We start from the raw sequence: 24,066 nt of genomic DNA, 5'->3' as shown, positions 1-24,066 counted from the left end.
ATTACTCTCCTATTCTAATTGTAGTGGCACTTTCAAATCCAAACACATCAACAGCTTTTACACATATTGTCCTTTTTGCATTTATTTTAGGAACATTAATTCTTGCACGTCTAATAACTCTATAAGGATCATTATCATTAGCTGTATTTTCACGGTAATCTTGCCATTTGCTCCTAAATACTTTTCCATCATAATCCGGATCAATACTCCAATATTCAATTAATGCTAATGGATCATTACCTATTATTTCTGATAGTTTCTTTTTATTTGAATCATCTAAAGGTAATGCTTCAGGGGACAACAACACATAATTATCTAATTCAACAGTTAATATTTCTAATTCATCATTATAATGTTCAACTACTGGTTCTTTAACAGTTAGATATTGTAATGATGAAAATCTCAAATTACCAGTTTTAATTAACTGTTTGGCTTTTGTTTTAGTTTTTAATTGTTCTAATAAATCAGGAGGAATGACTAAAACATTTAATTTTTTATCATTCAAATCAGATATTATTTGGCCGATGTTTTGAACAAAATTCCACCCTAAAACAACAACATTATCCCATCCACCTTGATAAGTATTTCTTAATTTTTGAGCTTTAATGAGAGTATTATAACCAGTTAATTTAGATGGTGAATCAACAAGGACTAATGTTTTCTTATCTTTAATATAACCTAAATTAGTTCGAGATTCATTATCATTAAATGGTAAAGCACCATATAAACTCATAACTACATGTGATAAATCACGTATAGTTCTAAATTCTGATTGTTCATATTGCTCTTTTTGATAATCACCAATAGATTGGTATAGGAATGGATTTGCTTCTTGGTCAATCAATCTTTTACGAGTAATCATTGTTGCAGGTTTGCCTAAATCAGACATAATCCATCTTCTATTATTTTTTTCAGCAACAGCACCAGTAGTCCCAGTTCCCATGAAAAAATCAGCGATTATATCTCCTTCATTACTATGTCCTAGTATGATTCTTTTCAATAAACTTTCGGGTTTTTGTGTAGCATATTTAAGATTTTCATATGCAGTGGGGCTTAAAATTTTTTGAACGCTGCTATCTGTCCACCAATCATCTAGACCTGCTCCTTCGTCACTAAGTGAATAAGAATCACCTTTAACTGCAGTTAATCCTCTTTGTAATGTTTTTTCAGAATAAGGTCTATATTGTTTATTAAAAGTCCATTTATCTCCATTAACATACCATAAAATATTATCGTGCTTTCTTGGATAATGGGATTTAGGAGCTCCTCCTCCGCCATACCCCCATATAATTTCATTTTTAAAATGATCTTTACCAAATATATCATCTAATAGTAATTTAACATAATGTGAAACGTGCCAATCAACATGAACCATGAGGGAACCAGTTGGACTTAATAATTCTTTCATTAATAATAATCTAGGATAAATCATTTCCAAATAACTAGCAGTTCCATTTTTCCATGTATCTTTATATGCAAATTGCTCAATAACAGTTGGTTTTTGTTCAATTTCTGTATTTGGGAGTTGTACTTTTGTCCTATAATCCGCTTTGGAGTCATAGGGTGGGTCTATATAAATCAAGTCTACTTTTCCTCGCATTGAAGGAGTTGTTTCATCGCCTGCTAGTAATGCTTGCATGGCTAATAAGTTATCTCCATAAATTAATTTATTAAACCATTGGTCTTCATTAATTTCTTTTATTTCTTCTTTAAAATATCCACTTTGGTCTTTTGATGGCAACACTAACTCATTAGTTTGTAAAGTTAATCTACTATCATCGGACAATCCTTCTAATATTTTATTTGCTTCTTTTCTACCTTTTTTAATAATCTTCGGTAGTTCTTCAATTAAAGAATTTGCCATTCTATCACCCTTAGTTTAGAAGTAAATTTTCTTAATATATTACTATTTATAAGTTATGCACTATTTATGTTTATTTTTATTTGAATTGTAATTTAATGATGAAATTTTTAAGTTAGGGAATATTGTTGTTATTAAATTTTTAAAAAAGTAGCTATTATATATAAATATTTATATATTATAAATAATAAATTATATAATAAATTAAGTGGAGGACATTTATGCCAGATTCAATTGTTTTACTTGAAGAAAGAAAAGAAGTCACAACTTTCCTTCTAGATGAAGGTACAATCACTGCAACCACCGTAACAACCCCGACTGGGGAAACTCCTGGTTATGAATATGCAGGAACTAAAATTAAAGTTGACGATGCAGTTACATTATCTGCAAACTCAGACATCGGAAAACCTACCGTTAAAAAATTCTCCGGAGGAGAAGGTGAAATTATTTTAGGTATTGCAGTTAACGATCCAGTTACAATGACTGGTGGAAAAAGAAAAACAGCTATTCTTGTATTAGGTCATTTATTCAGATTAAAATTAGCTAGTGGATTATCCAACATTGCTGTTAATGATAGAATAGCTTTAACATCTACTGGAGCTATCAAATCCGATGATGGGGAATATATTGCAATGCATCCAGTAACAAGCTCAGATGATTACAAATACATTGAAGTATTCAGGCCATACGATATTGGAACCACAGGTTCAACTTAAGGTGATAATTAATGATTACAAAAGGAAATAATACTAAAGTGCAAAACGAGGTAATAGCTCAAACCATTACTGATGAAACCGCAAAAAGATTGAAGTTAGCTAGATTGTTTCCTAAACAAGAAATCAAAGAGAACTCCGATTACTACACATATTTCAGACAAAACATCAATCTTGATGAAGCTATCAAAAAAGGATTGCTCGGCGAGGCCAAAGACATTGCTCCAGGTGCATCCCTGCAAGAATTAAACATTAGAAAACCAGTAACAGACACTATCAGTATTGATACTGTTGGTGGTGTCCTTAATGTTAATAAAGACGTGTTTGATTCTGATATTGTTTCATTTGAAGATTTATTAGGTGATGTAGCTACCGTTATTGCAAATCGTATTGAATATAACATTTACGATACAATAATTAGCTCTCCAAATGTTCCGCAATATAATACTACTCAAACTGATGATACTATGGATGCTTTCGGTAACTTTGTCATTAAAGCACAAGAAGCATTCAAAGGCAACGCAGGGGCTGGTGCTGATTTAACAATAATGGCAGAGTCTTACAAAACATTATCATACGTTAAACAATTAGCATACAGTTCTAACAAGTTAGTTCGACCTGTTGAAGACATTAAAGAATACTACGGTATTGATAACATTGATCTTTTAGGAACTACACAAGCTGACGGTGGATCATTAATAGGTGAAAAACAATATATTGGTTTTGATCTTAGAAATGCTCCATTAACAGTATTGTATTCCAAATCCTCTGGAACTACTGTTGCACCTATTACAAGTGATGAGAACATTGCAGACTTTTATCCTATTATTGAAATCATGCGTAAAGACATCTATGATGAGTTACCTCAATATACCAAATTATTTATACAAAGTAAAGTGGGAATATTATTAAATAAACCTGGACTTGCTTTGAAAGGTACTTGCAGACCATAAGGAGGAAATGTTAAATGTTAACCAAAGGAAATGATGCAAAAGTACAAAATGAAGTAATGGCACAAATTGTTGCTGATACTTCTGCTAAATGGATGAAATTCACCAGATTGCTCCCAAAGCAAGAAATTCAAGAGAACTCACAATATTACACTTACATGTCTCAAAGAGTCAATATAGAAGAAGCTATTCAAAGTGGTGTACTTGGAGAGGCTAAAGATATTGCTCCTGGCGCAACACTTCAGGAATTAAACGTCAGAAAACCAATCAGTGAAACTATCAGTATCGACACTATAGGTGGAGTATTGAACGTTTCAGCCCAAATGCTTGATTCCAATTTAATAAGCGTTAATGACATGTTACAAGACGTAGGAATTCTTATAGGTAGGAGTATTGAAAAGGCAGCTATTGACATGATTATGAATTCATCTAAAGTAGCTACCTACAACTTTGAAAGTGGTGATGATACTGGTATGACTATCTTGAAAGCCCAAGAGAAATTCAAAGAGTCAGCAGGTAGTTATGCTAACTTAAACAGTATGGCAGTAAGCTACAAATCATTAACAACCTTGAAATCAGACATATTCTCAAGCAACAGAAAAGTCGAACCGGTAGAATTAATCCAAAGCTATTATGGAGTAGACAACATTGATATCCTTGGAACTGCTGTATGTGATGGAGGTTCTGAAATGGGTGACAAAACCTACATCGGTATGGATTATATCAATCCTGGAATGAAATTATTATACTCCAGAACTACTGGGACAACCGTTGCACCTTTAGGTCCTGATGGTGAGATGTATGATTTCTATCCCTTGATTGAATTCATGAGAAAGGATATTCGTGATGAATTGCCAATGTATACAAAGCTATTCATACTTTCAAGTGTGGGGGTGTTAATGAATGCGCCTAACAGAATCATCAAAGGTAATTTCAGAGCATAAAAACCATATTTAATCTCCTAAATATTGCCCTTTCGTAGGAGGTGCGTGTAGGGATAAAAGAATATAAAATCTCAAAGGACTATGATTAGTGGAGTTTTAATTGCTTTTCTTCACTAACATCTTCTGCTAAGAGTTTTTAACTCAAAATTCCTTGGCAAGCTGGGATTTTGACCCTCTCCCAGCTTCAAACTATTTTTATATGTTATAATAATTCCTATACTCTTTTAATAAACTAATTAATAAATCATAAAATTTTTGTATTCTAACATGTCCATTTCGAATTTTGTGACTAATTCTGTTCCACAATCAGGACATGATTCTTCACCATTATGATAATCTTCTCCACAATCTGGACAATACATCACACCTTCATCCAATAAAGGATCTTCAAAAACAATTGTATTCATCAAAATTTCAACAACAAAAGCATTTAGAGGTTCTGATAAATCACGTATTCTCCTTACTCCTCCAAACATACCTCCCGTATTTTCACATAAGTAAACTGTACCATCATCATCAACCTCAATTCCATAATCTCCAGCTTCATCTCCAGTGTAACATTGTGGACTTAATCTTAAATTATAATCCCCTAAACCAGATTGTATTCCAACAGTTACAAAGTCATCGTCATCGATTTCATATTCATAAATCGCACCGCCAACAGACCCTTTATGTGCATATACAGTGTGTATGTATATACCATCATATTCACTCTCAACAGTGGGTCCAGCGTAAAAATCAGGCATACTCACACGAGCCATAGTGCTATCTAAGTTTATTTTTTTATCTTTAAGTTCTAGATTGACATCATCCATACTGGTATATTTTGGTTTGAATTCAAGAGTATTAATGTAAATGTCTTCATCACTTTCTTTATCAAGTAAAACTTCTCCGTCCTCAGGAGAGTATATTCCAACTTGTGAAACATCTTTATCAGGATTCTTTCTAATAACAAAAATACCTTCATCTTCTTCTAATTCAAAATATAATTTTCCTCCATTATTCAAAACCATATTTAAAATGCTATAAATTCGCCTCCAATAAGGAGTTCTTTCTTTATTTAATTCCTTTAAAATTTCCTTTTCTTGTCTGATATCAAAACATTTGTCATTTACGAAACATAATATCTCAGTTTTAAGATCAACTAATTTTGTCAAACTCACTTCTTTATCATATCCTTCGCTTACACTACTTGTTCGAATATCTGCATTATCTATTAATGAAAATATATGTTCTTTAATTATATCTCCATCAATTGCATCTTTAAAATCATGATGTGTTAAATAAATCCTATCGTCAGATGTTTGAGTTTTTAATGTATATGCATAGTCTACATTTAAATCCTTATCAAGATAAATTCCATATCCTCCCATATAACCTTTATATCTGTCATAATATTCATCATTCAAATTTTGTGATGCAACTGATGTTGGCGGAGTTGCATTTGGGTTTCTACCTACAATTCCTTTGATAAAACTCGGATCATCAAATATAAAACAGGGTTCATCAGAATCAGCATTATAGACAAAAAATCCAAGTTGAAAATATGATTTACAATATTTATTCAATGCTTCTTTAATATAATATAAATTATCAGTTATTGGCCATGTAGATCCATCATTATTAAATCCTACATTAAAGTGGATATAAGTATTATTTATCCTTTTAACAAGTTTTCTCAAGTCAATCTGTTTTTCCATACTGTCACCTAATTAACATATATTACATACAATTCATAAAACTTTTGTTATTGCATAACACCATGATTTTAAAAAAAATATTTAACAAAGTAGCTATAATATATAAATGAGGCTATAAAATGAAATTATTTCTAGATAATGAAAATTCATATGTAACAACAATAACAGTCAAAGGTAAAGAAATAAACCTGCTGTTAATTGAATCCAGCGTATTAATTGATTCATCACAGATAGCTATGATATTTGACAAAAAAGAAAAGACAGTAGCAAGTAAAGTTCAGAAAGCTAAGCTGGAGAAATACGAAACAGATAATATAAAGATATTAAAGAATTACGGATTGATGAATCCTAATGCGGTTAAACCTAGGCCATTCTATGATTTAAGACAAATGTTGGAAGGGCCAGCTTATTATTATTTCAAACAGACTGATGAAGTGGATCTCATTGATGTTATTGTTAGTGTAGCTATTGGAAAACACCGTGAGTGGATTCACAACAGAGACATTGATAAATATTAACTGACATTAACGGTAACCATTAGCTATTAAAAACCTATTTTTAAAAACTATTTCATATATATCACAGTTTAAAATCAGAATTGAATTGTGAAAACCCTTCCGTTAATGTTAATGTGAGTTCATTAAATTAATAGCTATTGATTGGACTTTAAAATTATTTAACCTGAAACATAGAATCCACCAACTTTTAAAATATTATAATTTCATTAACGGAGATGCAATTGTTAATATTAATGTAGAAATAAACGAAACTACAACTTATTTTCTCCCTATATACCTATTGCGACTCACTTCGTTCGTCGCAACATGTCCAAGAGAGTTGGACGGCATATTTTTAATTCAATGATAATGTTTATATACTTATAAAAACATACTATATGTAAGTACATATAAAATGTAATTACATAATTAGTTAAGAAGGAGGTATTAAAATGACAGATGATAAATTTGATGAGTTAATTCAAAAGCAAGTGGAACGTGAAAACAAAATGAGACAAGTGCGTGAAGATTTCCTTGATGAAATGGGGGAGCTTCCTAAAAAGCAAATAACAGTCAAGATATTCCCGAATACTCATAGGGCATTAAAGGTAATAGCTGCATCAAAAGACACTACTATAGAAAAAGTAGCTACAGCAATCATAGGTGATAAAATATCTGATTTGGACATTGTTAAATATGTTAAAATGTCATTTGATAATTCCGAAAAAATATATGGGTGGCTAAAACGAGTAGACATTGACAATACCGCTTATGATATCAACGATAAGCTTTTGGATAAAGGAAATCCAAGAAAAAGAATTAATGTTAAAGTAGATTTTGAAACTCACAAAAAATTAAGAGTCGTATCCGCTATTCAAGACAGATCACTGGATAAAATAGTTGGCTCTATTATTGAATATGAAGTGGGTGCTGAAAATAATATTGACACTGTTAAATTGATGAATGAAATACTAGAATCCGTGGAAGATAAAGAATAGATATTATAAAAGTTTCTGTAGTGTTTTTCCACCACTATTTTCATTATACTCTGCAGATTCTTTATCTTTCACCATACATTCCAACAAATTTATTATCTTGTTTATATAAATAATATAATATGTCAGATAATAAATCTATTAGTTGGACAAACTTCTGCCAAGCTATGAATTCCATAGCATACTGGCTACTCCAAAACAAAAAGAAATATAAGAAACGTGACCATTACCAAATATTAACATTAAAAGGTAGTTGTAACGATATAGAAAAGAAAGCAAAGAAATTAGGAAACGATAAACTGGTATCAATGTATACAATGGCCTTAATCAAAGATAACAAGTCATTAGATTTCCTTCCAAACTATGTAACATTAAAGAACGGAGAACAAATTGATAAAGCTGAATATGTAGATATGGCCATAAGGACAGAAGCCTACATTAGAGCAAATAAAAGACTTCCAGCTATTGTATACAGGATGTCCAAACTTCCAGATTACAAAGATTCCACAATGAAGTTGTTTATCAATGTATTTAACTTCAAAGGAAATACAATAGATGAAGCATTAGCTATTATAGCAAAGAAGAAATTATATAGTAAATACTTTGATTCACAAAAAACAGACAAGAAAACAATCAATGATGCCAAAGCCGGAAAAGGTTCCAATTGTGTAGACTGGGGACAAGTCTATTATAGAATAGCTAAATCATTAGGATATGATGTACAATTTGTCCACGTTAAATGCCGGGTAAGTGGAACAGGCCATATCAGATTAAGATTAAAGCATAAAAAACATACTGGAGGTAATTGGATTAATCGTGATCCTGCAGCAGTAGCAGATACAACTTCAGGAAATGTTAGATCAATTTGGTGTGAAGATGGATATCTTATAGCTTATGATCCATCCTGGATATTCACAGATTTGTATAGTAGTTAACGTTAATGTTAACTCTTTTTCTTTTTTATTTAAAAATTAACAAATATTTTAGTATGTTCTCAATACTAATTTCTTTTCAGATATTTTAACATTAATATCATCAGATACAGTAACAGTAGAACCGTTTCTATCTTTAAATTCAACTATAAAATCATTAGGTAATTTTTCAACAATTTCTTTTAAAACTTCAATATTCAACTCTGACATACATAATTGTTATATCTAAACTAATATTAAAATATGTATAATAGTATGTTATTTCTGTGTTAATTCATTTTTATTTTGATGTCGAGGGTTAGTTATTAAAAACTAACTTTCTGAACTCCTTGCATATATATCGCAGGGTAAAGCAAGATTGATTCATGAAACCGTTGGCGTTAATGTTAATGTCTAATGTATTAAATTAAAATAAGAACAATTCACATATGTTTAATACAGATTATAATCAAATATTTAAATACTAATTACAAGGGTGTTATTATGGGATTATTTAGTAAAAGTCCTGAAGAAAAAAAACTAAAATTTATTAAAAAAGCATTGTCTAGTTCTAATAGTGGAAATCATTTTAAAGCAATACAAGAGTATAAAAAAGCTTTAGAAATCGATCCAGATGACCCGGAATTGTTAAAAAGTATTGCTCTGGAATATTCATGCATGAACAATTATAGAGAGACATATGAATATTTAGACAAATATACAACAATTACAAATGATAAAGAAATGTTGGAGTTTAAATTTTCAACAGCAGTGATAATGGAAGACAATGAAAAGATTATTAAAACTACTGATGAACTATTTGTTTTTGAACCTGAAAATATTGATTATTGGTATAACAGAGGACTTTCATTCATGGCTTTAAAAAATTATAATGAAGCTAAAAAATGTGGTGAGGCAATAAGGAATATAGATTCAAAAAATCCACAAGCATATAAATTATTAGGTTGGGGAGATCAAGGTTTAGGAAATATAGAAGAATCAAAAGAACATTTTTGTAAACTGCTTGAAATAGAGAATAATGATGCTGAAACAATAAAACGTATAGCTAATGATTATCAATTAGATGAAGAATATGAAACCGCATTGTATTTTTATGAAAAAGGAATAGAGTCAAATCCTAATGATGATGAATTATGGACAAAAAAATCTTATATGTGTTTTATTTTAAAGGATTACGACGAATCAATAAAATGTTTGGATAAGGTAATGGAAATTAAACCAGAATATACTTTAGACATGTTAATAACTAAAGGAAATGTTTATATTGACAAAGAAGAATATGAAAATGCTATTGAATGCTATGATAAAGCATTAGCAATAAATCCAAATGATTTTGATGCTTGGAAAATGAAAGGAAAATGTTCTATGGAATTATGTTTTGCTGCTGAAGATGGTTCTGTTGAACAAGATAACTATCATAATGCTGCATTAACTTATTTCGAAAAAGCAAGCAGTATAAATCCATATGATATAGAACTATTAAATGATAAAGCATTTATCTATGGAAGAATGGGTAATTGTCAAATGGCAATAATGACTTTTGAGCAAGTTTTATCTATTGATGAGAATAATATGTTCGCATGGTATTGGATGGGTAAGAACTATGACCTTATAGGTGACCATGTTCAAGCGGAACAATGTAGGAATATAGCAAGGTCTATTGATCCAGAATTATATATTCAACTAACACAAATGTAAAATTAATTAATAACATTGAATACTATTCGCAATAACTTTTAAATCATTAATACAATCATAATCTACTTGTTTTAATGTATTTAAAGTTATTCGAATATCTTTTTTTAAATTAAAATCAAAATATATTGTTGATTTAATTATCCCCATCGGCGAATTATTTAATGCCTGTAGACACACTTTTTTTGGTCCAAAACCATCAATATATTTCACAGCGTAAAAACCTAATCCTCTAATATACTCTGCATATGTTCTTTCAAAAATATCTTTTTGATAATTAATTCTACTGTAATGTGTAACTTCAATCATTATGTCACATAAACCATCATCTTTAGCAAGTGCAACAACACAATCAGGAGCATTAGGAGGTATATTTGCAATTAAATAACCCTCAGGATAATTTAATGAAATTCCTCCTCTTTCAATATAGTTTTTAGAACTAAATTGATTATGATGGATATTTGAGTTATTAATGTTATTATTTGGTTTTTTACTGCCTGCACTAGCTTTAATTAATGCTTTTGCGAGTTTATTTAATTTTGACATAGAATACTCCTGAAATTGTCTTTATAATTTTATACACTTATCTATTAATTATGACTTGGCAATGATATATAATTTGTTAATAAAACAATCTATCTAATATTAACATTTAACTATTCGAAATTTACTTTTTTAAACTCTCGCATATATATCGCAGTCTAAAATCAGATTTAATTTCCAATATGGCGTTCGTTAATGTTAATAGCATCACATTTAATTAAAAGAAAAAAGTAGCTATTAATTTTATGGACTACAGTATTCATTATTCTATGGGTGGTTATGGTAATGAAAAATTAATAATTTTTCTATGAATTTAATAGTGATAATTTTATATAATTGAAATAATAAAATATTATATTAATTATTATATACAGGTTGTAATAGCTATGGCCAATATAAATAATACATCATCCTACATGGATGAAGATAAAAAGCAAATTATCAAAGAGTCCAATTATACCTTTAGAGATGCTCTTGAAGTTTCATCTTATCTTATTGAAGTAGGCAAGTTCGAAAGATTCTACAAAGAAATGCAAATCCATGACTTGCAAAAGGAACTTGATGAAATGGGCGATGATGAATAACTTCAAAAAATAAATCTCACGTATATAACTCTTAAAAGAAAACTATTTTTCATAAGCAAAAGTAATATTTATTATTACTTTTATATTTTTTTTATAATAAAATTTTATATATAATACATAATATATTATTTATTATGTTACCAGAAAAAACCAACATCAGTGCAAGAGTTGAAATAACACTCAAAAAAATAGTAGAAGAATCTAGTTTTACACACAAAGATGCATACGAACTTGGAGCCATGCTAATAGCCATCGGTGATGCACAGGAAACAATAACACTAATACATAACAATCCTAATTATCAAAAGATTATGAAACAAACAGAGTACAGATTAATTGAAGCTAGAAAACAAGAGCTTGAAAAAGAATTAAAAGATTTATAGGAGAACCGTCACCATGGGGAGAGGAAATTCAGATGTCATTTTCTTTTTAGAACAGCACGAACGGGAAATAATAAACTGCTGCAAGAAGGCAATGAGCAACAAGGAAATCATAGAAATGTTAAAAACAAAATATGATTTTGAAGTTCCGGAAACTACCTTTAGAAGATTCAAAGCAGGATTAAAACTAACTAAAGTGGATTTCCTGGAAACACTTCTGGATGAAATCCAAGTAATGAAAACTCAAGGGGCTACTGATGAAAGCGTCAGAAGGTGGTTGGACGATGAACACAACTTTGAAGTAAGTAGGGCAACATTCTCCAGATTCAAAAAGAAATATCATCTAACAGATAATGAAAAAGACCCAAGAGCAAAAAACAAGGAAGCATTAACGGACAGAGCTATTACTCAAAGACAAATTACTGACAATAACGTTCATCAGGACAATATTGATTTAGCTATTGATACAATACTTCAGCAACAAGTCACTGACATCAAAACAGGACTTGACAATCTTGACAAGATTACCAAAAATGCTGTAGGTATTGAAATTGACTTTGCAAAACTGGATCAGGAAGTAAGACATAATGCCAATGAAAAAAGTTTGGCCAGATACTTAATTGATCTTACAGAATTAAAAATCAGATATCTGGAATTGTCAGTCAAAGCATTTGAAGCTAAAAACAGATTATTCAAAGATGAAATGGACAGACTATTCAAAAACCGTGTGTTAGAGTTAGAGGATAAAAAAATTGAAATCTCACAGAAGGACATCATGAATGAAATAGAAATCCTTGCTAAACAAATTGATGATAACAATGTACAATGAAAATGATGAATTCTATTTAGATGCTAGAGATAAAGCTATTCTTCAGAAATGCGTATATGAAAATCCATACATACCATTCAATCCATTTCCAAAGCAGGCTGAGATGATACTGGCCACAGAAAAAGAAGTCTTGATTGGGGGTGCTGCAGGAGGTTCCAAATCAACAAGTCTGTTAATGAGAGCATTGTTCTATGTTCAGGATGATGCCAATGAATACCATGCGTTAATCTTGAGACGTACATTATCTGACTTGAAGCGTAAAGGAGCTTTAATTCACAAAGCTAGTCAATGGCTTAACAGAAAAGAGATTCAAAGAGACCCAGCTATTAGGCCAAAGTGGGATGGAACAGAACATTCATGGACATTTCCAAACGGTAATTCATTAACATTTGGATATTTACGTAACATTAATGACTTGGATACATATCAAGGTTCAGAATATCAATTCATTGGAATTGATGAGCTAACACAACTTGAAAGATTCAAATATATCTATATGAGGTCAAGGGTAAGGAAAACTAAGGACAATAAACTTCCTACACAGTTAATGTGCTCTAGTAATCCTGGTAAGCGTGGAAACAAATGGGTACGTGAAAGATTCATAGAAAAAATAGACACTGACATTCAGGACAAATCACAAATAAGATTCATCAGTTCCAGCTATTTGGATAATATCTATTTGGATAGAAAAGACTATGAAGAATACTTAATGGGATTGGATAGAGTCACAAGAGAACAGTTAATGAACGGTAACTGGTATGCTTCAGTTAAAGGTCAGCTATTTGATGAATCAGACTTCCACATAATCTCTCATGATGAATACATGAAAATACCAATCATAAGAATTATTAGGTATTGGGATCTTGCTGCAACTGAAGTGCTGAATGATGATAAACTGAGAGGAAGTGACCCAGATTATACTGCGGGAGTATTGCTAGCTAAAGATCTATCTGGAAATATTTACATCTTAGATTCATATGAATTTCAGCTTGAGTCACGAAATTTGATCAATGAAATTCTCAATACTGCAGCACGTGACAAGTCAGATGTGCAATATATTGAACTCGATGGAAGTACGGGTAAAAACTTTGGATTACTGATAATTGATGAGTTAAACCGAAGAGGGTTCACTACAGGTGCTGGTAACTCAAGAGAAAATAAAATTGATAGGGCAAGAAGAGTTTCGGCCGATATTCAAAAGAATGGAATTTTCCTGGTTGGAAAGGATAGGACAGGGTTTACGAAAAAGTGGGCGATGGAATTTTTAGAAAAAATTACAGCTTATCCTAATGAAGCTATTCATGATGATTGTGTGGTAGCGTTTACAGGAGGATATGAAAAAATAGTTTCTGAAGTTCAAACTCAAAGAGTTAATGTTGATAGGTGGTATTCCACATGACATTCAAACCCAAAGAATTTATGAAATAAACACAATATAAATATTTAGGTGATGATATGCAAAAATCAATAAATCTAATGGAATACTTAGATGAAATCATTGGCGATATTGATGAAACTTTATTATCTACTTCTACGGTATTTGATAATGATGAACCTACAGAATCAGTAAATAATGATTTAAATTCTCTTAAAGAAGCATTAGAAGAACATGATAAAATATTTTTAGCAATGGGTGATTTTGGATATGATGACTATTATGAGGACGAACCATCTTTTATATTTGGTGAAGATGATGTTCTTGAGACTTCTGAATTTGCTGATGAATACTACGATAAATATAAATTCAGTGTTGCAGGATATGGAATTTATCTTGATAAGGATTTAAATATAGAATATGGTTATTTTACAATATCACCTCCCCCATCTGGTCATGGACCTGGTGATACAACATTCCACGATTTTAAAGATGCAAAAGATGAAGATATAATTAAAGCAAAAATATATTATGAATTACGAGGGTATGATAATGGGGAAACAGATTATGCTCCTAATATAGATTTAAGTAAATACGATCCTAGAAACAATCCTTTTAACCTAAAAATTCAAGAACTTACAATTCCCATATTTTGGTTAGTACAGGATAAATCCTTTGATAATGAAGAAAAAAATATTATTTTAGATGCAGTAATTGAATATGCACAACGTCTTAAAGGATTATGCATTGAAGAAAATTCTACTGTAGCCAATGAAATTGTTGGAGAATGTCCTAATTGTGGAAATGAAATAAGTAAAGGGACTAAAAACATGGTTGCTATAAAATGTTCTCAATGTGGACATACTTTTTGGTTCTGATTAGTCTATTGGGATTATAATCTAATTCTGTATTTCTATGAATACATATTCAATGAAGCTATTCATGATGATTGTGTAGTGGCATTCGCAGGAGGATATGAAAGTTAATGTGGATAAATGGTACTCCACATAACTATTCGTATTTTTTTGCTCGTTTCTTTAATATTTTTAATATATTGTTTTCTCTAATTTTTAATTCATGAATTATTGTTTCTGTGTCAGTTATCTCTTTAGATATTACATTAAAATCCAATCCAACCTGCACATCTTCAGGATTTAATATAGGTTCACCTCTTGCATTCTTTTTTGGCACTCTTTTTAATCTTCTGTCAATAGCTATTATTTCAGTATATCTTTCCTGTTGTATTTCAGACAGTATCTTGAAGTAGTCTCTTTTTCTTTGATTTAGACTTTCTAATGTATTCAACTCATAAGATATCTGTTGATTTAATTGTTTGAGTTTTTGATTTAATGGTATCCAGAACTCGCATGTGTTTTTGTTTTTGCAGATTTCATGATTTGGATAACAATCACATCTAAACATTTTTATCAGCTCGTTATTCTAAAGTAACTTAGTAACCTAGTAACTTATCAAAATATAGTAACTTTGTAACCTTGTAACTTAACAATCCCAACTACTTTTCACTACCATAGGCCCTCTCACCTAGAGGGTCAAGTTACTTCAAAATGTAAAAAAATAAAATGAATTTTAATAGCTTTAATTTAAAAATAAAGAGCTATAAATCCTTGGAATTTTTTCACTGAAGTAACTTGGGGTCTCAGGTTACATTTTTTTGCAAAAGTTACATCACACGTTACTTTATTGATTGACCTCCTTTTCACTTAAATTAGGATATAGGAAATTTAAAAACTTATCAAACCTAACAACCATCACCTTTGTGGATTCGGGTATTCTGACAGTTTTATATTCCCAACCCAGCAATTCAGCAATACTCTTTATGTTATAGCACACTTCATTGGCATTTTCCAATGCCTTTCTAAGACCGCTTGTAAAGCAGACATAGTCAAGGCCGTCCCGTCCATGATGTAACACCATATAAGGTATTAGACGCTCATTGATAATGTTAAAAACACGTTCGTAAAAGTCATTTGAGTCTTTAACGGAATCAGTGAAGTAGTCATGATATTTTATCGGATATCCGTCTTCTGCTGAATATACTTTAATGCTTTTGTTGTGTTTGTTAATCTCTTCAATGAAAAACATTCTTAGATATTCAATTTCTTCTTCATCCAATCCTTCAGGAGTTACTGATTCTGTGAATGTCAATAGCCAGTCCGGACATTCACGGCCACAGGTTGTGTATGCTCTTAAGATTAATTTATTGCTTAGTTCTTGCCACGGTAGTCTCAACAATTCTATATCCTCATTTATTTCATTCACTACAAAGTCCGCAAGATACTTCAAATGATGAAACAGACAATCTTTAGGAGAGTCCATTTGGAAATGTGCCATGAATTCCTTTTTTTCATCATCTGTTTTTTTCTCACTGTGAGTATACATTAGTTGAACAAATCTTCTTGTTAACCCTTCAACATTTGGAAGTGGGCTATTGGATGTGAATGACAAGGTAGATAAGGCAAGGATAATAGCTAAGTTCCTTCCTTCATATCTGCGTCTTGCATTTGTCCTTTCCACACATGTTTTCAATGTTTCTGTGCAGCTTTTGCAATTGAACACACCAACAGGTTCGTTGATGATCTTTCCAAAAGTGGATTTGGATATTTGAGCACCAATTCTTGGAACGGTATCGAATTCAGATCCTCCAATATCGGTTTCACTATCCGGTTCACCATAAAAGTAAGTCCCAATACGGGCAAGAGTTGTTTTACCACTTCCGCCCTTTCCAAAATGAAACATATAAGGAATCAGGTTCTCTAATGGTAACCCCATCTGTTTTTTGGCAAATCCGAAAGGAACTATCATTGCATGCTTTAAAGTTGTTGCTAGCTTTCCTTCTTGACCTATGAAATAATTTCTTAAATCTTCAATCAAATCCAATGCCATATTCATTTTGTTAATGTCAGTGTCATTCAATTCAAATTCAACTATTGTCAGGCTTTTGGTTTCGTTGTTATAGTAGAAACCTGGTGTTTCTATTTCGTTTTTGATTATTGCCAAATCGTTTTCAATAGCTATTTGAATTATTCCTGGAAGTACTTCCTTGAATTGGTAACGTGAGAGAACATAACCATGTTCCACTAAGTATTGTTCCATTTCAACAATGTTCATGTCTTTAGTGTGGAAATGCCCTCCTTCTATTGTTCTCCATTCAATGCTGAATGTTCTTCCAGCTTCACTTATAGGATTGTCATGTATGATAATCTGCAACGGATAACAAAGCAATACCCTTGTATAATCAGCCACTTCATTTCCTTTTTTCCATTCTATAGTCTGTGTAGTGACTTCATTCTTTCTGTAGTCCATAACGATATATTTGTTGGAGCCAGTTTGGAGTTTGTAAATCTTATTGGTATCATATGGTATGATTGCCCTGTTCAATTCACGTCCTACCAATATGCTGGTCTTTTTGTCATAGTTATCTGATATGAATCTCTCAATGCCTTTAATTCCACTGTTTGGATTTTCTTCACCAAGATAAATGTCCTCGAAGAGTTTAATGATTTCATCCAATGTTTTCTCATGAGAAGGAAGGTGGTTGTATAATTCTCTAAGAATCTTTTCAACCACATCGGGGTCTGTACCCTGCAAATAGAAAGCACTGATTATGTTTTTAAAGTATGTAAACTCATAATCTGGTTTATAAACATTACCAATGGCTTTTTTGATTTGTATAGCTGAACTTCCTTCACTCATTTTAATTACCTATACTTTAACGTCCCTCACAATGAAACTGTAGAATGTGTAGGTTCCAGATCTTTCTTTTACTTGGATTGTCATCTCACTTAATCTGTTTACGAATTCACGGTATTCGGAAAGATCAACATTTCTTAGAATATTGGATCTGCCAACTGAACCTGCATTTTCCAATTCAAGAATGCTGGTTAAGAAATCAAATAACACACTTCCTTTTCTAACGTTTTTGTGAATGTCTCCATCATTTTTAAGATTAACATTGATTTCAACATATAATTGGTCAGCATCTTGGAAGATGTATAGTTTGAATCTGTTAACTGTTTTTTCTTCACCGTCATCATCGAAAGTGAATGATGAAACTGAAGCCATTTCAGGTCTGCCGGTGATTAATGTTCCATCTTCGAAATCTTTCAATTCTGCTTTTTCATATCCGTCTGGAATATCTACAATTTCCTCATAATCTAGTTCTGTACCTGTAAATATAGTTTGTTTAGTGTTTTCGAAACTCATTTTAATTATCTCCTAAAAATATTAAAGAGGATTTAGCTATTATCCTCTTTTAAAAATTTTGACTGGGTTGGTGCTATCACTTTCTCAGCTGACATTTCCTCTGCTGACACTTCTCCGGCTCCTATCAGTTCAGCTATTGCACGGTTGGTTGCACGTGTTTTTGCTGTGGACATGATAGTGTGGTCTGAGACTTTGTCTTTTCCTTTTTCAGACCTTGAGCATAATGCATCTGATTCTACGCTACGACCGTTTGGTAATGTTGCTCTAATGCAGTAGTAGGCTTCTTTTATTCTACCTGTTTTTGTTCTTTCAATGTCACGGTCAACTATTTCGGTATCAACATTGAACGCTCTTGAGAGTTTCTGCCATGCTGACTTTTTCTTGAAGTGTCTTTTCACTTTAACGTAGTTTCCACTTTCATCTTTTTCTTTAACAATTATTTCTTGGTAATCTGTGTCATTTAATAATCCTTTACATAGTTTTTGATAAGCGTCCCATTGTTCAATAGCTACATCGACATTAGGGACATTGTCTTGGGTTATTAATCCAGTTTCTTTAGGAACTTCTGGATTTTCTATAAGTTCTGCTTTTACCATTTTATCACCTTTTATAATACTCCGAAGCTTGCGGTTATAATTCCAATCCATCCAATAGCTATGGCAAATATAATGCTTCCGATGAAAATCATTTTTGGATTAGGGTTAATAGGTTCTTCTTTTGGATATAGTCTTGCTGGTTTGGACATTTAAATCAATCCTCGCCTTATACTGATGTCAACAATCCAATTCAAGTTGATTATTGAATGTCTTCCGCTTTTTCTACGTATGACTACTGTTTTATCATCTAGGAATTTGAGTTCATCAGATTTGGTCAGTGAATAATAACATTCTTCATCAATAGATGCAAATGCAATGAATAATCCATCAACAAGATTTTGCTGCATCTCAAGAATTGTTTGTTCCATATTTTTTCTCCCTTTTGTTTTTCCTGAATCCAACAATGTATGATTCACCTTTTATGAATTTGATGAATGCAGTATCTCCTTCAGTTGCATATTGGATTAATGACAATAGCTTGTCGTGTATTAGTGTTTGGTATGCTTTTTTTCCACCATCCACTAATACGATACCGTCATCGTCAATATAGAGGATTTCATGTTCAACATCTCCTTTGGCAACTTTAATCTCACCATTGTGAGTTAGGATGCCATGGTAATTTTCTTTGAATTGATTTTGAGATTCAAACATACTATACCACATCGTCTATACAGTATCCATGAAAATTGCAGTCAAAGGTGCAGTTTTCACAGTTATTCAAATCAGCTTCAGGATAAAAAATGGAAATATCAGAGATTCCCATATTTCTCACCTAATACATCAATTCTTCTAAGAAGTCTCCACATCATTTCCCAATCTTCTCTTGGGATTATTACATGAGGTTTACCGTTTATTTCTTTTTCTATCATGTTTTGGTCAACTCGTTTTGTATTGTTATTTGAAATTCGACAGTCTAAGGAATTAAAAATTATATTTACTTCTTTATTTTTCAATCCCGTTTCTAATTCTTCGATTTCATACATCTCGAAGAAATCTTTTTCATTGCTGATGTTGTCCTGTTCACATACTTCAACGATGACTTCACTCAGTTTTTCAAAACTCATCGGGGAGTAGATGGTTTCCTTCAGCAATGGTTTTGATATCCATTTTCTTAATTCGTACATGCTTTGATCAACTCTTTTTTTCAAAGTCCATGCAAAAATCAAAGGGGGTTGAAATGTTATAAAATTAAATAATAAAAATAGAATTCTGTCCAATTACCAGAATATTTAATGTAAAATAAATATTGCCCAATTTGTGGTAATATTTATATATTTATTGAAATATATTAAATAACTGGGTTAAGTTTTGAACAGTAATTATTTTAAACATGTTTTGGTCGACTCGTTTACTATTTTTATTATTCATTACTAACCCCTATAATTGATGCTTATAGACTACTATTTTTTTTGACTTTTCAATCACATCCTTTTAGACACCATTTTTTTTATAATGCCTATGTTTGATCCTTACCTAAAAAAATTTTCTTCGCAATGAGAACAATTTTACGAAGTGGGGTCAATTTTCTTAGGTGAAGGCAATTATTAGTTTTGGTATTTTGAATATATAAACATTACTATTCTTATTTCAATGAATAACATTCAGAAAAAAGAGTTAAAGTATATTAAATTGTACACCATCAAAAATAAAACACCGATGTTTTTAAAATTGGTGTTTAGAAAAAAATAAGAAAAATTGTTGAATGTATAAAATTCAACAAAAAAATCATGATGAGCCTTCCTCATATTTCCTTTTAAGGAAGTCCAGGTCGGCTCTCATATCTGTCAATTCGTTTCTTAATTCATTGTTTTCCTCTTCCATTTGAACATATTCGGGTGAATAGATATTGTACTCTCTAACGTCAGTCATTATCAAAACACCTTCAATAGCTTCAATGTACTCTCGGAATAATGCATCTTCATCCTCAAAAAAGTAAACATCATTGACAGCACCGTTACTTTTGCCCTGCATTACATTGATTGAATATGTATCCATTCCATGCTTTTTAAGATTGGTTGCATGGTACTTACGAAGCATGTGTCCTCTTAAACGGTTATATCCCTTAATGCCTTCCTCAGGTCTTCCGCCAACAGTGCCTAAATTTAAAGCATCATTCAATTGGCCGAATTTCATTGTAAAGTAATGTGTAGATATTTTAAATAGCTTATCATGAGGTTTTAATTCTGTTTGGCCATTTTCAGGGTTATCTTTTAGCTTTTCATTTCTAAGTTCAAGATATGCCATGATGTATCGTGTTGCTTCATCGGTATTGAAGGTAATGAAGAATTTTTTTGTTTTGCTTCTTCTGCTGTTCCATGTAGGAATCAGCTGTCCTTCAAATTCTTTCATTTTGGCTATTGCGGTCATTATATCATCATCTTCGTCATGATATCTTTTTGTTGCATCAAGGAAATTCTGTATGGTAAGATTTCTTGCATCTACTTTACTCATGCCGCTGCTTACTAAAAATAATATTAAAGCTTTCATCAATGGTTCAGCTATTTCAACAGCTTGTTGTAATATTTCACGTGTTGGAAGATCTTTAGCTGTAATAGGTTCTCTCATTAATGCATTCTTGTCATTGAAAGGTGGCAGCTTATGTATTTCTATATCGTTGTGATGATAGAATTGTTTAACCAGTTTAAGGTAATGTTTAGCGCTGTTTAATGTTAGTGTTTCTTTGCAGTAGTTCATGTAGGCTGTTAATCTTTTTTTGAGTTTTGTTTTTTTCCAACGAACGCCTGCTTCTTCTTCAGCATCTGCTTCATCCAGTAGCTCTTGTAGATTTTTGCCTTGAAATCTGCAATAATGAGCTAATGTGTATTTCATGCCATGGTATGAACTCTGTGAGAGTCCACGGGTGGCTACATACTCTCTTATTAAAATTTCATTTATATCTGTCATTTTTGGTCAACTCGCTATACAGTAAGTATATTATATATTTCTGTATTTTATATAGTAAAAACTTCTAGCGAGAGCATTTGGTAAGTATTCAAAATTTTGTATATTCACCGATTGTAAGTAAATTTTTAAAAATATACTTACTTGCAACATGAAATTTTGTAGTACCTAACTAACCAAAAAATAGTTACTATACAATTTTTCGATGACCTACTTTTTGTTACTATATAAAGGTTTCGATTAAATTCACTAAAAGTTATTAAAAAGTAATTTTGTTTAATCTTTCAATTTTCATAGTTATGATGCTTTATTTTTTTGAATTCCTAAATTATTTTATTGATGTTGTAAATAATGGTTGTTGAATAGTTAAAATTGGATTATATTTATTTTAATCGGTTGTTGATGTTTGGTGATAAATTATGTTTTTCATATTTTTCTGTTAAAATTGCTTTAAAATAGGGTAAGTTATATTTTTTGAATATTTCTTTTGAAAAAATTAATGGTTAAAGTGTTACATGATGTAATACTTATGTTGTAATAGGTTTTAAATCATTGGTTTTGTTGAATTTATCCAACTTCTTTTAAGCGCATTTGAATCCTTAGGATTAATGTTGCGATTAATATTTTAATTACTGTTTTAATGATTTTTACCCGTTTTTTCTAATAGTCTGCCATTAATGTTGTGAGTGTAACGTTAAGTAATGCAGTGACTATTTTTTTCAATGAATTTTTAAAAGTTCATTTAAGTGATATTCATTCATTCAAATATTCCTGTATTTCCTTCACAACCTGATTTGATTCAGAAATTGGAAATACGGGATAGATGTGGAACATTTCTTCGCCGATGCTCAATTTCGCATCGATGCCGTCTTTTTTCAGTTTCTCGGCAAATTTTTTAATGTCATCTAAAAACAGTTCTGCACCACCTACAAAAATCAATGTGTCTGGCAAACCAGTATTGTCTCCAAAAATTGGGCTTACCCTATAGTCCTGAGTATCCCAATCTCCTGCCCAAGTTTTGCCGATTTCACGAAGCCCGACATCTCCTAAAGTCGCATCCTCTTCGCTGTTATAGGGGGTATTGGACATTGAAATATCAACCCAGGGGGAATATGTTATAATCCTATGTGGTTGAGGAAGATCCGTGTTTTTAATATACTGGCAAAATGAGTAGGCAAAGCCGCCTCCTGCAGAGTCACCCATCAATATCAAATTCTTTCTTGAACTCAGCTTTTCATATAATGGAGTTAAGAGGTCATAAGTTTGGTTTGCCTTATTGTGTGGAGCAAGAGGATAAACTGGTGCAACTACATATGCATTAAGCTTCTTTGCAAGTTTCCTGCAGTGTAACAGTTGGAAAATGTTTATTTCAAGCACATACGCACCGCCATGGATGTATAGTATAGTGTTTTCAGCGTTTTCATCTCCAAAAGTGAAAACTTCACATCCTTCCATGTCTTTGCTTTTGAATGGGCGTTTTGGTACTTTTGTTTCCGGAGGATTTTCTATAAACTTATCTGCTTCTTCTTTTGAATCCATATATTTCAGTTTGGTTGCCCTTAAAACGGCTTCTAGTATTTTTGCAAGCAATGATTTTGACATCTTGTTTCACTCCAATAATATATTCTATAACGTGTCATTTTTCCTGTTTGAATATTTTTTTGAAATGAATTATATATAAATATGTTGATTTTATTATACATTTAATCAAAATAATTATAAAATATAATTCAATAATTATAAAAATTAGTAAATTTCTTTAAAATATATAATATTTTAGCAAATAATTCGATTAAACATTTTTTAGAATAATAAATAATCTTTAAAAATTGTTGATACTTTTATAAATAAATTCAAAAATTTTCAACTGATAAAATTCTATCAAAAAAATTTTCATAAAATATATGGACTGATATGAAAAATTCCGAAAAATACGACTCTGTAAAATTATAATAATTTAAAAAGATTAAAATTTAAAAAAATAATGAATTGTTAAACAATTAACTTATTTTAAATGCTTTTAAGGTTTGACAATATTTGGTTCTGCTCAGCAGCTCATTCAATGTGGAACTATGTTCAAGGATGTATTTTTGGCTTTGAAGTAAGTGGACACACCGGAATGCCTGCTTTATTCTCATTTACCTAAACAAAATATTCACTATTTTCCGGAAACGCTTTTGGACCCGAATCAGGTTTAATAACTACAATAGTCTTTTCAGCGGCAATTCTAATATTTTTCTTTTATCCAAAGATAACAAAATCTAAAAATTAGTATTAGCATATTTGATTTATTATGAAAACATTCATCAGTCTAACCAATCGGTCATTGTGATATTATGCTAATAAA

Annotated in this window: 27 protein-coding genes; 13 read left to right on the top strand and 14 right to left on the bottom strand. The window is 31.2% G+C overall.

Translation table 11 applies throughout. The annotated features are described in order from the left end of the window. Nucleotide 1: 1 nt before the first annotated feature. Nucleotides 2–1,864, bottom strand: coding sequence for a site-specific DNA-methyltransferase (locus TL18_RS08270; protein ID WP_067044113.1), 1,863 nt, complete (start codon nucleotides 1,862–1,864; stop codon nucleotides 2–4). A gap of 218 nt (nucleotides 1,865–2,082) precedes the next feature. On the opposite strand from TL18_RS08270, the gene TL18_RS11235 reads away from it, so the two are divergent. Genes TL18_RS11235 through TL18_RS08235 form a run of 3 tightly spaced genes read left to right on the top strand, consistent with a single transcriptional unit; the run spans nucleotide 2,083 to nucleotide 4,468 of the window. Beyond that, nucleotides 2,083–2,577 carry a hypothetical protein gene (locus TL18_RS11235; RefSeq protein WP_231483603.1) on the top strand — a complete coding sequence of 165 codons (495 nt, stop codon included), beginning with the start codon at nucleotides 2,083–2,085 and terminating at the stop codon, nucleotides 2,575–2,577. A gap of 11 nt (nucleotides 2,578–2,588) precedes the next feature. Further along, the gene (locus TL18_RS11230; RefSeq protein ID WP_231483602.1) at nucleotides 2,589–3,527 is read left to right on the top strand and encodes a hypothetical protein; all 939 of its coding nucleotides are present in this window, start codon (nucleotides 2,589–2,591) and stop codon (nucleotides 3,525–3,527) included. A 14-nt stretch (nucleotides 3,528–3,541) separates the two neighbouring features. Beyond that, a complete protein-coding gene (locus TL18_RS08235) occupies nucleotides 3,542–4,468 on the top strand; it encodes a hypothetical protein (RefSeq protein ID WP_231483601.1) in 927 nt (308 codons plus the stop codon). A gap of 236 nt (nucleotides 4,469–4,704) precedes the next feature. Here TL18_RS08235 and TL18_RS08230 read toward each other — a convergent pair whose 3' ends face one another. Then, nucleotides 4,705–6,168: a zinc ribbon domain-containing protein gene (locus tag TL18_RS08230; RefSeq protein ID WP_067044110.1), complete on the bottom strand. Its 1,464-nt coding sequence runs from the start codon at nucleotides 6,166–6,168 to the stop codon at nucleotides 4,705–4,707. A gap of 119 nt (nucleotides 6,169–6,287) precedes the next feature. On the opposite strand from TL18_RS08230, the gene TL18_RS08225 reads away from it, so the two are divergent. The 3 genes from TL18_RS08225 to TL18_RS11225 all read left to right on the top strand — a co-directional run bounded on the left by TL18_RS08225 (nucleotide 6,288) and on the right by TL18_RS11225 (nucleotide 8,595). Next, nucleotides 6,288–6,686, top strand: coding sequence for a hypothetical protein (locus TL18_RS08225; protein ID WP_067044107.1), 399 nt, complete (start codon nucleotides 6,288–6,290; stop codon nucleotides 6,684–6,686). Between the two features lie 431 nt (nucleotides 6,687–7,117). Then, nucleotides 7,118–7,663: a hypothetical protein gene (locus tag TL18_RS08220; RefSeq protein ID WP_067044104.1), complete on the top strand. Its 546-nt coding sequence runs from the start codon at nucleotides 7,118–7,120 to the stop codon at nucleotides 7,661–7,663. A gap of 119 nt (nucleotides 7,664–7,782) precedes the next feature. Further along, entirely contained in the window at nucleotides 7,783–8,595 is an 813-nt protein-coding gene (locus TL18_RS11225) for a pseudomurein-binding repeat-containing protein (protein WP_231483600.1), read from the top strand. Nucleotides 8,596–8,643: 48 nt separating this feature from the next. On the opposite strand, the gene TL18_RS11030 is transcribed toward TL18_RS11225, so the two are convergent. After that, entirely contained in the window at nucleotides 8,644–8,802 is a 159-nt protein-coding gene (locus tag TL18_RS11030) for a hypothetical protein (RefSeq protein WP_156064650.1), read from the bottom strand. Between the two features lie 273 nt (nucleotides 8,803–9,075). Between TL18_RS11030 and TL18_RS08210 the strand changes: the two genes are divergently transcribed. Then, nucleotides 9,076–10,290 (top strand): tetratricopeptide repeat protein, encoded by a 1,215-nt coding sequence (locus TL18_RS08210; RefSeq protein WP_067044101.1) that lies wholly within the window; start codon nucleotides 9,076–9,078, stop codon nucleotides 10,288–10,290. A gap of 6 nt (nucleotides 10,291–10,296) precedes the next feature. Here the strand turns inward: TL18_RS08210 and TL18_RS08205 are convergent, their stop codons facing one another. Further along, nucleotides 10,297–10,833 carry a hypothetical protein gene (locus tag TL18_RS08205; protein ID WP_067044098.1) on the bottom strand — a complete coding sequence of 179 codons (537 nt, stop codon included), beginning with the start codon at nucleotides 10,831–10,833 and terminating at the stop codon, nucleotides 10,297–10,299. Nucleotides 10,834–11,216: 383 nt separating this feature from the next. Here TL18_RS08205 and TL18_RS08200 point away from each other — a divergent pair, with 383 nt between their 5' ends. From TL18_RS08200 to TL18_RS08180, 5 genes are all read left to right on the top strand, one after another. Then, entirely contained in the window at nucleotides 11,217–11,414 is a 198-nt protein-coding gene (locus tag TL18_RS08200; RefSeq protein ID WP_067044095.1) for a hypothetical protein, read from the top strand. Between the two features lie 134 nt (nucleotides 11,415–11,548). Beyond that, nucleotides 11,549–11,797 (top strand): hypothetical protein, encoded by a 249-nt coding sequence (locus TL18_RS08195; protein WP_067044092.1) that lies wholly within the window; start codon nucleotides 11,549–11,551, stop codon nucleotides 11,795–11,797. Nucleotides 11,798–11,810: 13 nt separating this feature from the next. Continuing rightward, nucleotides 11,811–12,623 (top strand): hypothetical protein, encoded by an 813-nt coding sequence (locus TL18_RS08190; RefSeq protein ID WP_067044089.1) that lies wholly within the window; start codon nucleotides 11,811–11,813, stop codon nucleotides 12,621–12,623. Next, complete coding sequence (locus TL18_RS08185) at nucleotides 12,613–14,022, top strand: phage terminase large subunit (RefSeq protein ID WP_067044086.1); 1,410 nt, start codon at nucleotides 12,613–12,615, stop codon at nucleotides 14,020–14,022. Before TL18_RS08190 ends, TL18_RS08185 begins: the two co-directional genes overlap by 11 nt. 56 nt (nucleotides 14,023–14,078) lie before the next feature. Then, nucleotides 14,079–14,876 (top strand): zinc ribbon domain-containing protein, encoded by a 798-nt coding sequence (locus TL18_RS08180; protein WP_067044083.1) that lies wholly within the window; start codon nucleotides 14,079–14,081, stop codon nucleotides 14,874–14,876. 133 nt (nucleotides 14,877–15,009) lie between these two features. Here TL18_RS08180 and TL18_RS08175 read toward each other — a convergent pair whose 3' ends face one another. From TL18_RS08175 to TL18_RS08135, 10 genes are all read right to left on the bottom strand, one after another. Then, nucleotides 15,010–15,420: a hypothetical protein gene (locus TL18_RS08175; protein WP_067044080.1), complete on the bottom strand. Its 411-nt coding sequence runs from the start codon at nucleotides 15,418–15,420 to the stop codon at nucleotides 15,010–15,012. A 276-nt stretch (nucleotides 15,421–15,696) separates the two neighbouring features. Then, the gene (locus TL18_RS08170; protein ID WP_067044077.1) at nucleotides 15,697–17,712 is read right to left on the bottom strand and encodes a hypothetical protein; all 2,016 of its coding nucleotides are present in this window, start codon (nucleotides 17,710–17,712) and stop codon (nucleotides 15,697–15,699) included. A 9-nt stretch (nucleotides 17,713–17,721) separates the two neighbouring features. Continuing rightward, nucleotides 17,722–18,222, bottom strand: a complete 501-nt coding sequence (locus tag TL18_RS08165) for a hypothetical protein (protein WP_067044076.1) — start codon at nucleotides 18,220–18,222, stop codon at nucleotides 17,722–17,724. A gap of 32 nt (nucleotides 18,223–18,254) precedes the next feature. Next, nucleotides 18,255–18,818, bottom strand: coding sequence for a hypothetical protein (locus tag TL18_RS08160; protein ID WP_067044075.1), 564 nt, complete (start codon nucleotides 18,816–18,818; stop codon nucleotides 18,255–18,257). Between the two features lie 11 nt (nucleotides 18,819–18,829). Then, a complete protein-coding gene (locus TL18_RS11025; RefSeq protein ID WP_156064647.1) occupies nucleotides 18,830–18,967 on the bottom strand; it encodes a hypothetical protein in 138 nt (45 codons plus the stop codon). Continuing rightward, nucleotides 18,968–19,186 carry a hypothetical protein gene (locus TL18_RS08155; protein WP_067044074.1) on the bottom strand — a complete coding sequence of 73 codons (219 nt, stop codon included), beginning with the start codon at nucleotides 19,184–19,186 and terminating at the stop codon, nucleotides 18,968–18,970. Further along, complete coding sequence (locus TL18_RS08150) at nucleotides 19,167–19,469, bottom strand: hypothetical protein (RefSeq protein ID WP_067044073.1); 303 nt, start codon at nucleotides 19,467–19,469, stop codon at nucleotides 19,167–19,169. The genes TL18_RS08155 and TL18_RS08150 overlap by 20 nt, the downstream gene beginning before the upstream one ends. A 98-nt stretch (nucleotides 19,470–19,567) precedes the next feature. Further along, nucleotides 19,568–19,942: a hypothetical protein gene (locus TL18_RS08145; RefSeq protein WP_067044072.1), complete on the bottom strand. Its 375-nt coding sequence runs from the start codon at nucleotides 19,940–19,942 to the stop codon at nucleotides 19,568–19,570. 601 nt (nucleotides 19,943–20,543) lie between these two features. Then, nucleotides 20,544–21,722 carry a site-specific integrase gene (locus TL18_RS08140; RefSeq protein WP_067044071.1) on the bottom strand — a complete coding sequence of 393 codons (1,179 nt, stop codon included), beginning with the start codon at nucleotides 21,720–21,722 and terminating at the stop codon, nucleotides 20,544–20,546. Between the two features lie 750 nt (nucleotides 21,723–22,472). Beyond that, the gene (locus TL18_RS08135; protein WP_067044069.1) at nucleotides 22,473–23,321 is read right to left on the bottom strand and encodes an alpha/beta hydrolase fold domain-containing protein; all 849 of its coding nucleotides are present in this window, start codon (nucleotides 23,319–23,321) and stop codon (nucleotides 22,473–22,475) included. A gap of 412 nt (nucleotides 23,322–23,733) precedes the next feature. Here TL18_RS08135 and TL18_RS11275 point away from each other — a divergent pair, with 412 nt between their 5' ends. After that, nucleotides 23,734–23,865 carry a hypothetical protein gene (locus TL18_RS11275; protein WP_255354673.1) on the top strand — a complete coding sequence of 44 codons (132 nt, stop codon included), beginning with the start codon at nucleotides 23,734–23,736 and terminating at the stop codon, nucleotides 23,863–23,865. Nucleotides 23,866–24,066 lie beyond the last annotated feature (201 nt).

It is taken from the genome of Methanobrevibacter sp. YE315, from assembly GCF_001548675.1.
In the GTDB taxonomy this organism is placed as follows: Archaea; Methanobacteriota; Methanobacteria; order Methanobacteriales; family Methanobacteriaceae; genus Methanocatella.
The sequence above is the reverse complement of the archived record's forward strand: the minus strand, read 5'-3'. Positions and strand labels throughout refer to the sequence as shown.